Raw genomic sequence first — 12562 nt, 5'->3', positions numbered from 1 at the left:
CCATCTACCCACAACTGTACTCGTACTTAAATTTTCACAAGACCCTTGCAGTCCTATTTTTGCGCCACCATAAGCCGTACAGGAATTCTGAGTTTTCTCTTGTGTGCAATTACCGCCACACTAAGCAAGGCTCAGATACGTGTAGGCACGTTGCGCATCAATGCCGGGGAAAAGTATGAGGTGGTGCAGTCAGATATTGTTGTGGCCGATACACTCATCATGATGGACTCGTCGGTGCTGGTATTGAACCAGCTGAAACGCGAAAACTATATTCGCGCCAAGGTGGCCATCTTTGGAAAATACTGTACGATCGACGGCCGGGGGCTCGATGGGCAGCCCGGACGCAACGGCAAAGCCGGCAACACACCGATCGGGCCGTGCGGCAACGGCACGCCCGGAAGAAATGCCACCAATGGCCTGGCCGGCACGCCGGGGGTCAATCTTTTTCTGTATCTTGAGAGAATAAGCCTGCCGGGAATACTCGTTATCGATCTGGCGGGCGGCAATGGCGGCAACGGCGGTAATGGTGGCAATGGCGGCAGTGGCAGTCAAGGCACCGTACACTGCATCGGTGGCAACGGCGCAAACGGCGGCAATGCGGGTGCCGGTGGCAACGGGGCCGACGGCGGCGTCCTGACGCTAAGCTGTGCCGAGCAGCCGGAAATAAAAGATTGGGTCGGTAAAAAGATCATCGTCAGGATGCAGGGCGGCCACGCCGGCAGGCCCGGCAGAGCCGGTTATCATGGCGCCGCGGGCCTCGGCCCGTCGCGCAGGAACGGCAAGGACGGCACACCCGGAACAGAAAGTACCAGCGGCATACCCGGCGGATTGGGCAAAATAAATTTCGAATCGAATTAAGGCAGATGGATAAACGCTGGTTAAAAAGAGCCGAGCCCCCACAAGAGCAGGTCGAGCAACTTTCGCAGGCCATCAATGTAAACTTCTGTTTATCGGCTATCCTCATTCAGCGCGGTATCGAAGACTTTGATACGGCCCGCAAATTCTTCCGGCCCGAGCTCAGCCACCTGCACGATCCCTTCCTGATGCAAGACATGGAAGCCGCCGTGGCCCGACTGCGGAAAGCGATCGAAGAGAACGAACGCATCATGATCTACGGCGACTATGACGTAGACGGTACCACGGCCGTGTCGCTCGTATATAATTACCTGCAAAACTTCTACACCAACTGCGAAGTATATATTCCCGATCGGTACGCCGAAGGCTATGGCGTGTCATTGGCCGGTATCGAATGGGCCGAACAAAGCAAATGTGGCCTGATCATTGCCTTGGATTGCGGCATCAAGTCTTCCGAACTCGTGAACATCGCCAAATTAAAAGGCATTGACTTTGTCATCTGCGACCACCACCTGCCCGACGATAACATTCCGCAGGCGGTAGCCGTGCTTGACCCCAAGCGGAAGGACTGCCACTACCCGTTCAAAGAGTTGAGCGGTTGTGGCATCGGCTTTAAGTTGATGCAGGCGTATGCGCAGCGCTTTCGCGATGAACAGGAAGTATTTCATTATCTCGACCTGGTCGCGGTCAGCATAGCGTCTGACATCGTACCGATCGTGGACGAGAACCGCGTGCTGACCCACTTTGGACTGAAGAAACTGAACGAAGACCCGGGGCCGGGTTTAAAAGCCCTGAAAGATATTGCCGTCATCAAAAACGATCTCGACGTATCGGGTATCGTGTTTACACTCGGGCCCCGCATCAATGCTGCCGGCCGTGTGGCTCACGCCCGCGGCGCGGTAGAGCTTCTTACGGCAAAGACCGTAGAAGAAGCGAGTGCGCTGGCCGAGAAGATCAATGTCAAGAACGATCTGAGGAAGCAGTTCGACTCTGACATTACCGAAGAAGCCATCGCGATGATCGAAGGTGATCTGACCTTGCGCTCGGCAAAGTCCACAGTGCTTTTTAAGAACACCTGGCACAAAGGCGTGATCGGCATTGTCGCCGCGCGCTGCGTGGAGAAATATTATCGCCCCACGGTGATCCTGACAGAATCGAACAACAAGATCACCGGCTCGGCGCGAAGCGTTGTAGGATTTGATCTCTACAATGCCATTCTCGAGTGCAGCGACCTGCTGGAGAAATTCGGCGGCCATAAATATGCCGCGGGCCTCACGCTCGATGTGCAAAACCTCGAGCTATTCCAGCGCCGTTTTGAAGAAGTGGTCTCTTCTAAAATTACCGAAGACATGTTGACGCCGATGATCGACATCGACATGCCGTTGAGCTTTAATGTCATCTCGCCGAAGTTCGTAAACGTGCTGAAGCAAATGGCGCCGTTTGGTCCCGAGAACCCCCGGCCGATGTTTGAGGCTAACAACGTCTATGTGTTTAATGCGCTGTCGAGCTTTAAGGATAAACACATACGTTTTCTGGCTGGCCAGGATGGCAGCGACAATGTCTTTCCGGTGGTGGGCTTTGATATGATCGAGCATTATGACCGCCTGTCGAAACGCGATATGTTTAAGATGGCTTTTACGGTCGAGGAAAATACTTTTAACGGTACAACGTCTATACAACTGCGTATTAAGGATCTCAAATTTCTCTGATGTATGATTTTGCGGGCAGAAAACCTGGTAAAGAAGTATAAAACACGCACGGTGGTGAACGACGTGTCGGTAGAGGTGGCACAGGGCGAGATCGTCGGGCTGCTGGGACCGAACGGTGCCGGAAAGACTACGTCGTTCTACATGATCGTCGGGCTGATCAAACCGAACGAGGGCCATATTTACCTGGACGGCCAGGAGATCACACCCCTGCCCATGTACCAGCGTGCACGCATCGGACTGGGCTACCTGGCGCAGGAAGCATCGGTGTTCCGCAAACTGACGGTAGAAGAAAACATCATGTCGGTGCTGGAAATGCGCGACATCAGCAAGGCCGATCGCAAGGCGAAGGTGGACGAGCTGATCGACGAGTTCAGCCTCCACAAGGTACGCAAGAACCTGGGTATGTCGCTGTCGGGTGGCGAACGCCGCCGCACGGAGATTGCCCGTGCCCTGGCCGTGGATCCCAAATTCGTTTTACTGGATGAGCCTTTCGCCGGCGTAGACCCCATCGCCGTGGAAGAGATTCAGACCATCGTTGCCAAGCTCAAGAACAAGAACATCGGCATCCTGATCACCGACCACAACGTAGACGAGACGCTGTCGATCACAGACCGCGCGTACCTGATGGTGGACGGACGGTTGTTTAAATCCGGTACAGCCGAAGAGCTGGCCAGCGACCCGCAAGTGCGCAAGGTGTATCTGGGTCAAAACTTCGAGTTGCGACGTGCTAAAATAACCATCCCGAAAAACGATTGACGGCGCAGGCGACCCGTTATATTCCAGAGAAGTTTCGCTATTTTTGAAGTTACTGTAATCTGCAATGGGGCTGATCAATTCCATACTAACATGGGTCATGAAAAAGCGCATCCACCAAATGGAGCTTTTCATGAAGTATCCGCATGAGGTACAGGATGAGCTATTCAAAAAGCTCTTACAGACCGGGCGACTGACCGAGTTCGGCTCGCGTTATGACTTTGGCGGCATTCAAACCTACGAGCAGTACCGCGAGCGTGTTCCCATTCATTCGTACGAAACACTGTTTCCCTATATCGAACGCCAGATGCGCGGCGAGCAGAACCTGCTGTGGCCGTCGGAGATCAAATGGTTCTCGAAGTCATCGGGCACGACCAATGCACGCAGCAAATTTATACCCGTGTCGCAAGAGGCGCTGGAAGATTGCCACTTCAAGGGAGGCAAAGACTTGCTGTCGATCTATGTAAACAACTACCCCGATACAAAGTTGTTTGACGGCAAGGGCCTGGCCGTGGGCGGTAGCCATCGCATCAATGAATTAGACCCCTCGGCCACATCCTACTATGGTGATGTGTCGGCGGTCATCATGCGCAACCTCCCCCCCTGGGCGCAGTTCATTCGCACACCCAGCCTCGAAACGGCATTGATGAGCAACTGGGAGGAGAAGATCGAGAAGCTCGCCCAGGAAAGCTCGATGGACGACGTCACCAACATTGCCGGGGTGCCCACGTGGACCATCCTCCTCATACAGAAGGTGGTCGAATTGAAAAAGAAACAACACATTATGGAGGTATGGCCCAACCTGGAAGTATTTTTCCACGGCGCCGTATCGTTTACACCATACCGAAATCTTTTTAAGTCGTTGATCCCCTTCGAGGGCATGCGTTACTGGGAGATCTACAATGCCAGTGAGGGGTTCTTTGGTATTCAAGACCAAAAGAACTCGGAAGAGATGTTGCTCATGCTCGATTATGGTGTGTACTATGAGTTTATCCCGGTCGGTGAGATCGATAAGGAATATCCCCGCGCGATACCGCTGAGCGAAGTAGAGCTCGACAAGCAGTACGCCATGGTCATCACGACCAATGCAGGCCTCTGGCGGTATAGCATTGGCGATACCATCAAGTTCACGTCGCTGTCGCCGTATCGCATCAGGATCTCCGGCCGTACCAAACATTTCATTAACGCCTTTGGCGAAGAGGTGATCGTGGAAAACGCCGAGGCCGCCATTACCACGGCGTGCGACCACACGGGTGCCGTGATCGACAACTTTACCGCTGCACCGGTATACCTGGCGGAAGGTAAAAAAGGTGGTCACGAGTGGATCATCGAGTTTAAAGTCAAACCCGCAAGCCTGCATGAGTTCGGCCATGTACTGGACCAGGCATTGCGCAAGATCAATTCCGACTACGACGCCAAGCGTGCGCATGACCTGGCACTGGTGGCGCCGATCATCCACAGCGTGGAAGAAGGTACGTTCTACAACTGGATGAAAAGCCGCGGTAAGCTTGGGGGCCAGAACAAAGTGCCCCGTCTGTCGAACAATCGCGAGTATGTCGACGATATTCTGCGCATGATGGCCGAGGTGTAGCCCTGTTTCAGTCGCCTTTTACACTCTTCAACCACGAGCCGATACTCCACCGCGTATTTTCCTGCACTACCGTGCCGCTTTCGGCAGCCCGGTTCACTTTCTCCACGGTATAAAATGCTGTCGGCAGAATGTCTTTGAGCTTGACCAGCAGGTCGTCCAGCCGCTCGCGCTCCAGCACGGTGAACACCAGGTTTTCGTCGCCATCGGGGCCGACGGCAGGCACACGGGTGTAACGGAACCGCTGCTGGTTGAGGTAGGTTAACAGGTCGCGCACCTCTTTGCGGGTGATGATCCGCACGATCACTTTGCCATAGGCAATGCGTTCTTCGATGATCATGCCGACGAAGATGCCCATGGCGAAGCCCCCGGGGTAAGCAACATAGCAGATCCAGTTGTCGAGATGCTCGAAGATCTGGCGTATAGCCATCAGCCAGATGAACGACTCGAAAAAGCCGAGCACAGTGGCGGTAACACGACGGCCGCCTAACACGTAAATGATGCGGATGGTGTTGATCGAGACGTCGCCAATGCGGGCGCAGAAAATCATGAGGGGCAAAAAGATGTAGCTGAAAACGCTCTCTGAGAACCCGAGTGTATCGACGAAAAAACCTTCCATAGAGACTAAAATTAGACAATTATCGTCATAATGGAATACTTTCTTACCACCGGCGCATGTTCAGTTCTTAACTCTTCGCCGTATCTTTGAAAACAAATCACGCGCAATCATGACCCTGAAACAAAAATTCAGCGACCAGGACCTGGACCGCATCAAAGCCGCGGTGAAACAGGCCGAAGATAAAATCTCGGGCGAGATCGTGCCCGTTATTGTCGAGCGTAGCGGCCAGTACACCCTGGCCAACTACCGCAGCGCGTTGCTGGCGGCGGCCTTTACGTTTGTGATTACCATCATCCTGGACCGCTACATCATTGCCGATGCCTCGTATGCCCTATACTATGACCCCCTCTTTGTTTTCGTGGTGGTCGCCCTGGGCGGCATTCTCGGCGGCCTGCTGCCCAACTACCTGGGCGGCCTGAAGCGCATGCTGGTGGGCCAGGTGCAGCTGGACTATGCCACGCGCCAGCGCGCGGAAAATGTTTTCCTGGAAGAAGAAGTTTTTAACACCCGGCACCGCACCGGCATCATGATCTTTATTTCATTTTTTGAACACGAAGTGATCGTTATCGCCGACCGCGGCATCAGCAAGGTGGTCGAACAAAAACAGTGGGACAAGATCGTGGCCGGGCTCATCGGCAGCATCCGCGCCGGCAAGATCGTCGAAGGCATGGAGGCGGCCATTAAACGCTGCGGAGAAATTCTGCTGGAAAAGGGTTTCCACAAAACCGATGACGATATCAATGAGCTGCGGGATGACCTCCGCATTGACCAATGAATTTTCCCTGCCCTGTGAACGTACGTTTCCGACCTATCCTGCTTTACACCTGCCTGCTGGCGGGGTTGCTCCTGGCGTCTCCTTTCCTGTATGCGCAGCTGGCAATACCGGCCCACGATGGCCGATGGGTACACGACGAAGCCCATGTGCTGTCGGCTCAGACGGTGGCCGAGCTGGAATACATGCTGAAAGCCGAGCGCGACTCGACCTCGAACCAGATTGCGATATTGATCGTCCCATCCTTGCAGGGCGAGTCGATGGAAGAATATTCACTGCGTGTCGCGCAAGAGGAGTGGAAGCTCGGGAAAGACAATAACGACAACGGCGTGCTGCTGCTCATTTCCATCGCCGAGCGGCGCATGCGCATCGAGGTCGGCTATGGCCTGGAAGGGCGCCTGACCGATGCGATCTCAAGCCGTATCGACCGGAATGAAATCGCCCCCCATTTCCGCCGGGGTGATTACGACAGCGGCGTGAAAGCCGGCGTGGTGGCCATCACCAAAGCCATCCAGGGCGAATACAAGAACGATGAACCCCGTACTAAGCGACCAAAACGAAACAACTCTTCGATCCTCACGATTATCATTATCATTGCTGTGATCATCTTCCTGTCACGCCGGCGTGGGGGTGGCGGCGGCGGCTACTGGTCGTCGGGGGGCGGCTGGTTCCCGCCCATCGGCGGCGGTGGCTTCGGTTCCAGCTCGGGCTCGTGGGGCTCCGGCGGTGGTTCTGACTACGGCGGGGGTGGCGACTTCGGCGGTGGCGGGTCGAGTGATTCATGGTAACGACGTGATAGCAACAATGAGTAAGACGCTTGTTCTTTTTCTGATGGTTCTTTCGGCGGTCACAGGGGCTGCCGCGCAACAGCGCGCAATCCCCGACCTGTGGGGCCACCGTGTGCACGACGAAGCGCACGTGTTGTCACAAGCAGCCATCGACCGGCTGGAAGTTCTCCTGAAGGAGCATGAAGACTCTACGACCAACCAAATTGCCATACTCATCATTCCTTCACTCGAAGGCGAAGACCTCGAAGGCTACTCGATACGGGTAGCACACGACGCCTGGAAACTGGGAGAAAAGAATCGCGATAACGGCGTGTTGTTGCTGGTCGCGTTGGAAGATCGCAAGATGCGCATTGAAGTAGGACACGGGTTGGAGGGTGTGCTGACCGATGCCATCTGCAGCCGCATCATCCGCAACGAAATGGCGCCCCACTTTCGCGAACAACAATATGAAGAAGGCGTTACGGCCGCGGTACAGGCCATCATAAAGGCCATTCGGAACGAATACCAGGCGGATGCAGCGGACGACAGCCTGCAACCGGGCCTGTCGTGGCAGGAACGTCTGTTCATGGGTCTGTTTGTCTTTACCATCCTGGGTATTTTCACCGCAGTCGGTGTTTTTGTGCCCGGCTGCAGCGGTTGGTTCCTCTATGCGTTTCTGATACCGTTCTACGCCACATTTCCGATGTTCATCCTCAATACCACCGGAGGATTGATTTTGCTTGTTTTATATTTAGTATGTTTTCCCCTGGCGAAGCTCATTGTCGGTAAGACACCCTGGGGGAAACGGATGGCCGAAAAGGCCGCCAAAAATAGCAGCCGCCGTCGGAGTGGTGGCAGCTGGTCGGGCGGTAGTTGGTCGGGTGGATGGTCGGGCGGCAGTAGCAGCAGCTCTTCTTCCCGGAGCAGTTTCTCCGGCGGCGGCGGTAGTTTTGGTGGTGGCGGTGCGAGCGGCTCCTGGTAGTGTTTTAGAAACATCGTTTAAGCACATGAAATATTTTTCTCTCCTTACGCTGGCCGTAGCACTGGCCGCGTGTTCGCATGAACCAAAAAAAGAAGTCATGACCCCTGCAAAGTCCCTCCATGATTTCCTGGAAGAATACTATGAAGAGCGCCTGCCGCTCTATCCGCTGGAAGCCACCACGGCGGGCGACAACCGCTATAACCACCTGCTGCCAAACGATATCAGTCAGGCCTTTCGCGATACACTCAAAGCATTTTATACCCGCTACGACTCTGGCATCCGTGCGTATGACCGGACCCGGCTTTCCGAGCAGGAGCAGGTGAGCTACGACGTCTTCGTGCGCGAGATGGAGATCAGCCTCGACCGGCTCAGGTTCCCCGAGCACTATATGCCCATCCAGCAGTTCTGGGGCATGACGTTAACCATGCCACAGCTTGGTAGCGGCCAGGGCGCACAGCCTTTCAAGACGGTAAAAGATTATGACAACTTCCTGAGTCGCATCGATGGCTTTGCCGTATGGATGGACACCGCCATTGTAAACATGCGCAAAGGCTTGGCGGCAGGATATACCTTTCCCAGGATCCTGATGGAGCGGGTATTGCCGCAAGCAAAGGACATGGTGGTAAAAGATGTAACGAAAAGCATCTTCTGGATGCCCCTGGCCAACTTCCCCGACAGCATCGGGGCCGACGACCGCAAGCGGTTGGAGGCGGCCTATACCCGGGCCATCCAGGAGAAGATCGTTCCCGCCTACCAAAAGCTATACGACTTCCTGCAGCAAGAGTATATTCCGCATACACGCACAACGGCGGGCATCTCCGGCATTACGCAAGGTACAGACTACTATAAATTCCTCGTGCGGTATTGGACCACGACCGACCTCACACCCGAGGAGATCTTTCAAACAGGCCTGGATGAAGTCAAACGGATCCGTACCGAAATGGAAAATGTTAAGAACCAGACAGGCTTTAAAGGCGATCTGAAACAATTCTTTGCCTACGTGAACAATGACAAGAAGTTCATGCCCTACAAAACTCCCGAGGAGGTATTGGCAGGGTTCCGCGCCATCAACACCCGCATGGAGCCGCAACTGAAGAAGCTCTTCAACCTGGTGCCCAGATCTAAGTTCGAAGTTCGGCAGACCGAAGCCTTCCGGGCGGCGTCTGCCAGCGCCGAATACAACCAGGGTACGCCGGACGGCTCCCGCCCGGGTATCTTTTATGTGCCGATCCTCGACGCGAAGACGTTTAACTATACCGGCATGGAGACCCTCTTCCTGCACGAGGCTATTCCCGGCCACCATTACCAGAACTCCCTGCAAATGGAGAATGAAGAGCTCCCCCACTTCCGTCGGTTCCTGTGGTATGGCGCCTACGGCGAAGGGTGGGCACTGTACACGGAGTCGCTGGGTAAAGAGCTGGGCCTGTATACCGATCCCTATCAATATTTCGGGCACCTGGGCGACGGTATACACCGGGCCATTCGCCTGGTGGTGGATGTCGGCCTCCACACCAAGCAGTGGTCGCGCGAGCAGGCTATTGAATACATGATGGAAAACGAGCCGATCAATGAACAGGGCGCCGTGGCTGAAATCGAGCGGTATATGGCCATTCCCGGCCAGGCGCTGTCGTATAAGATCGGGCAGCTCAAAATACTGGCCCTTCGCAAAAAAGCATCGGAAGCCTTAGGCGACCGGTTTAGCGTAGCAGCCTTCCACGACGAGGTTCTGAAATACGGCTGTCTGCCGCTGGATGTATTGGAATCGCGCATCGACCAGTGGGTCGCGCAACAACAGAAGAACCAGCCTTGATCCAGGCAAAATACCGCCCGTGTACAGAGCCGAAATTAATCCGTGAATCTCTGGTAACTAGGGGGGTCGGATTATGCGGTTTCCGTGCACTCTTTTATTTTTGAGCCTTCTTATAAAAACCTCATCCACGATGAAAAGAGACAAAGTCATTTTTGACCTCATTGAAAAGGAAAAGCTGCGTCAGCAGCATGGCATTGAGCTGATCGCGTCCGAAAACTTTACCTCACAGCAGGTAATGAAAGCGATGGGCACCGTGCTTACGAACAAATATGCGGAAGGCCTTCCCGGCAAGCGGTACTACGGTGGTTGCGAAGTGGTGGATGAGATTGAGCAGCTGGCGATCGACCGCGCCAAAGAGCTTTTTGGCGCCGAATGGGCAAACGTACAACCGCACTCGGGTGCACAGGCCAACGCCGCCGTCATGCTGGCATGCCTGAAGCCGGGTGATAAGATCCTGGGCTTTGACCTGTCGCACGGGGGTCACCTGACCCACGGCTCGCCTGTAAACTTCTCTGGTAAGCTGTACGAGCCGCACTTCTACGGTGTGGAGGAATCCACCGGCCTGATCGACTTCGACAAAGTGATCGAAACGGCTAAGCGTGAGAAACCCAAAATGATCATTTGCGGTGCTTCTGCCTATAGCCGTGACTGGGATTATAAGAAACTGCGCGAAGCAGCCGACGCCGTAGGCGCTATTCTGCTGGCTGATATTTCACACCCCGCTGGCCTTATTGCCCGCGGTCTGCTGGCCGACCCTATGGAGCATTGCCACATCGTGACGACCACCACGCACAAAACCCTGCGCGGCCCGCGCGGCGGTATGATCCTGGTCGGCAAGAACTTCGATAACCCGTGGGGTATCACGACACCGAAGGGTGAGATCCGCAAAATCACTTCCCTGCTGGATTCGGGCGTATTCCCCGGCACCCAGGGCGGACCGCTGGAGCACGTGATCGCCGCCAAGGCCATTGCCTTCCAGGAAGCCCTTTCGGACGAGTACATGGAGTATGTCGTACAGGTCGCGAAAAACGCCAAGGCCATGGCCCAGGCATTCCTGGACCGCGGCTACAAGATCATTTCGGGCGGTACCGACAACCACCTCATGCTGATCGACCTGCGCTCGAAGAAGCTGAACGGCAAGCTGGCCGAAGGCGCTCTGGTCCAGGCCGACATCACCATCAACAAGAACATGGTTCCGTTTGATACGCAATCGCCGATGGTAACGTCGGGCATGCGCATCGGCACCCCGGCCATTACAACCCGCGGGCTGTTGGAGAAGGACGTGGTGAAGGTGGTGGACCTCATCGACGAGTCACTCCAAAAACCCGAAGACAGCAAGCACCAGAAAGCTGTCAAGAAGAAGGTCAACCGCTTGATGGAGAAATTCCCCCTGTATTAATCATATCACTGCCCTTCCTGGTCCAATCCCGGAAGGGCAGGTTCATTTTACCTGTATACCATGCCTTTAGATCAAGATCCGATTGAAGAAGAGAGTGGCGAAAAGGAGATGTCGTTTCTCGATCATCTCGAAGAGCTTCGCTGGCACATCATCCGTTCACTCCTGGCCACTGTAATCTTTACCATTGTAGCGTTTGTAGAGGTAAAATGGATATTTAAGAACATCATTCTCGCACCCGCCAAAGCCGACTTCTGGACCTGGCGCATGCTTTGTAAGCTCGGCCAGACGTTTAGTTCCGAGGACCTCTGTATTCAGGACATTCCCCTGCAGTTGCAAAGCCGGTATATGACGGGACAGTTTACGATCACGATCGTAGCGGCCTTTGTACTGGGGTTGATCTTTGCCTTCCCGTACATCGTGTGGGAGATCTGGCGCTTCATCCGGCCGGGGCTGCACACGCGGGAGCGCCGTAATTCCACAGGAATAGTAGCGGCCGTATCGTCGTTGTTTGCCGCCGGTATTTCTTTCGGGTATTACATTATCGCGCCGCTGATGGTCTACATCATGGTAAATTACCGCATCGATGATATGATCGTCAACGAGTTTGACATCACGTCATATGTGCAGACCTTTGTGTCGCTGGTATTTGGTGCAGGCCTCCTTTTCCAGTTACCTGTCGTGATCTATTTCCTTTCCAAGCTGGGCCTGATTACACCGGCCTTTCTGCGGAGATACCGGAAACATTCGGTTATTATCATCCTGATCATCGCGGCTATTATTACGCCGCCCGATCCGTTGAGCCAGACGATCATTTCGATACCGCTGTACCTGTTGTTTGAGATCAGCATCCTGATCTCGGCACGCGTGCAGAAGCAGAAGCTCAGAGAAGAAGAAGAGGAGAGATTACGCGAACAGCAAGAACAAGCATCATGAAAAAAATAGCGATAGGAAGCGATCACGCCGGTTTTGAATATAAAGAGGCGCTGAAAGTATGGCTGGAAAAGAACGGCTATGGCCTGAAAGACTTCGGCACATACAGCACGGCTTCGGCCGACTATCCCGACTTTGCCCACCCCGTGGCAAGCGCCGTGGAAAATAAAGAATTCGACCTGGGCATTTTGGTCTGTGGCAGCGCCAACGGCGTGGCTATCACGGCCAATAAGCACCAGGGCATTCGCGCGGCCATTTGCTGGACAGAGGAACTTGCCGGGCTGGCGCGCCAGCCCAACCATGCCAACATCCTCTGCAATACCGCCCGGGTCATTTAGCTGGCCCAGGCGGCAAACAACAACGGTAAGTATTTGACAG

The 12562-nt window shown here is 54.6% G+C and carries 11 protein-coding genes and 1 pseudogene; 11 read left to right on the top strand and 1 reads right to left on the bottom strand.

Annotated features, from left to right (window positions below):
- Window positions 1–99 precede the first annotated feature (99 nt).
- The 4 genes from KK078_RS22530 (at window position 100) to KK078_RS22515 (ending at window position 4908) form a co-directional block, all read left to right on the top strand.
- The gene (locus KK078_RS22530; RefSeq protein ID WP_254092583.1) at window positions 100–858 is read left to right on the top strand and encodes a hypothetical protein; all 759 of its coding nucleotides are present in this window, start codon (window positions 100–102) and stop codon (window positions 856–858) included.
- 5 nt (window positions 859–863) lie between these two features.
- A complete protein-coding gene (gene recJ, locus KK078_RS22525) occupies window positions 864–2564 on the top strand; it encodes a single-stranded-DNA-specific exonuclease RecJ (protein ID WP_254092582.1) in 1701 nt (566 codons plus the stop codon).
- Between the two features lie 3 nt (window positions 2565–2567).
- On the top strand, window positions 2568–3320 hold the full coding sequence (gene lptB / locus KK078_RS22520; protein WP_254092581.1) for an LPS export ABC transporter ATP-binding protein: 753 nt from the start codon (window positions 2568–2570) through the stop codon (window positions 3318–3320).
- A 97-nt stretch (window positions 3321–3417) separates the two neighbouring features.
- Window positions 3418–4908 (top strand): GH3 auxin-responsive promoter family protein, encoded by a 1491-nt coding sequence (locus tag KK078_RS22515; RefSeq protein ID WP_254092580.1) that lies wholly within the window; start codon window positions 3418–3420, stop codon window positions 4906–4908.
- A gap of 7 nt (window positions 4909–4915) precedes the next feature.
- Here KK078_RS22515 and KK078_RS22510 read toward each other — a convergent pair whose 3' ends face one another.
- Window positions 4916–5524, bottom strand: coding sequence for a DUF2179 domain-containing protein (locus KK078_RS22510; protein ID WP_254092579.1), 609 nt, complete (start codon window positions 5522–5524; stop codon window positions 4916–4918).
- A 109-nt stretch (window positions 5525–5633) separates the two neighbouring features.
- Here KK078_RS22510 and KK078_RS22505 point away from each other — a divergent pair, with 109 nt between their 5' ends.
- The 7 genes and pseudogenes from KK078_RS22505 to KK078_RS22475 form a co-directional block, all read left to right on the top strand.
- Window positions 5634–6299, top strand: a complete 666-nt coding sequence (locus KK078_RS22505; RefSeq protein WP_254092578.1) for a TPM domain-containing protein — start codon at window positions 5634–5636, stop codon at window positions 6297–6299.
- Between the two features lie 14 nt (window positions 6300–6313).
- A complete protein-coding gene (locus tag KK078_RS22500; RefSeq protein ID WP_254092577.1) occupies window positions 6314–7084 on the top strand; it encodes a TPM domain-containing protein in 771 nt (256 codons plus the stop codon).
- Window positions 7085–7100: 16 nt separating this feature from the next.
- A complete protein-coding gene (locus tag KK078_RS22495) occupies window positions 7101–8045 on the top strand; it encodes a TPM domain-containing protein (RefSeq protein ID WP_254092576.1) in 945 nt (314 codons plus the stop codon).
- A 25-nt stretch (window positions 8046–8070) separates the two neighbouring features.
- Window positions 8071–9855, top strand: a complete 1785-nt coding sequence (locus KK078_RS22490; RefSeq protein WP_254092575.1) for a DUF885 domain-containing protein — start codon at window positions 8071–8073, stop codon at window positions 9853–9855.
- Window positions 9856–9985: 130 nt separating this feature from the next.
- Window positions 9986–11254, top strand: coding sequence for a serine hydroxymethyltransferase (gene glyA, locus KK078_RS22485; RefSeq protein WP_254092574.1), 1269 nt, complete (start codon window positions 9986–9988; stop codon window positions 11252–11254).
- 60 nt (window positions 11255–11314) lie between these two features.
- Window positions 11315–12187, top strand: coding sequence for a twin-arginine translocase subunit TatC (tatC, locus tag KK078_RS22480; RefSeq protein WP_254092573.1), 873 nt, complete (start codon window positions 11315–11317; stop codon window positions 12185–12187).
- Window positions 12184–12519 (top strand): annotated as a pseudogene (locus KK078_RS22475) (RpiB/LacA/LacB family sugar-phosphate isomerase); the annotation flags it as partial. The gene tatC and the pseudogene KK078_RS22475, both read left to right, overlap by 4 nt.
- Window positions 12520–12562 lie beyond the last annotated feature (43 nt).

The sequence above is a fragment of the Dawidia soli genome, assembly GCF_018598185.1.
In the GTDB taxonomy this organism is placed as follows: Bacteria; Bacteroidota; Bacteroidia; order Cytophagales; family Cyclobacteriaceae; genus Ohtaekwangia; species Ohtaekwangia soli.
Note: the sequence above shows the minus strand (reverse complement) of the source record. Positions and strands in the feature narration are given on the sequence as shown.

Excerpts from the sequence above, each read along its gene's own strand:
- recJ (WP_254092582.1), top strand. The coding sequence starts at position 864 with ATGGATAAACGCTGGTTAAAAAGAGCCGAGCCCCCACAAGAGCAGGTC.
- lptB (WP_254092581.1), top strand. The coding sequence starts at position 2,568 with ATGATTTTGCGGGCAGAAAACCTGGTAAAGAAGTATAAAACACGCACG.
- KK078_RS22515 (WP_254092580.1), top strand. The coding sequence starts at position 3,418 with ATGAAAAAGCGCATCCACCAAATGGAGCTTTTCATGAAGTATCCGCAT.
- KK078_RS22510 (WP_254092579.1), bottom strand. The coding sequence starts at position 5,524 with ATGGAAGGTTTTTTCGTCGATACACTCGGGTTCTCAGAGAGCGTTTTC.
- KK078_RS22505 (WP_254092578.1), top strand. The coding sequence starts at position 5,634 with ATGACCCTGAAACAAAAATTCAGCGACCAGGACCTGGACCGCATCAAA.
- KK078_RS22495 (WP_254092576.1), top strand. The coding sequence starts at position 7,101 with ATGAGTAAGACGCTTGTTCTTTTTCTGATGGTTCTTTCGGCGGTCACA.
- KK078_RS22490 (WP_254092575.1), top strand. The coding sequence starts at position 8,071 with ATGAAATATTTTTCTCTCCTTACGCTGGCCGTAGCACTGGCCGCGTGT.
- glyA (WP_254092574.1), top strand. The coding sequence starts at position 9,986 with ATGAAAAGAGACAAAGTCATTTTTGACCTCATTGAAAAGGAAAAGCTG.
- tatC (WP_254092573.1), top strand. The coding sequence starts at position 11,315 with ATGCCTTTAGATCAAGATCCGATTGAAGAAGAGAGTGGCGAAAAGGAG.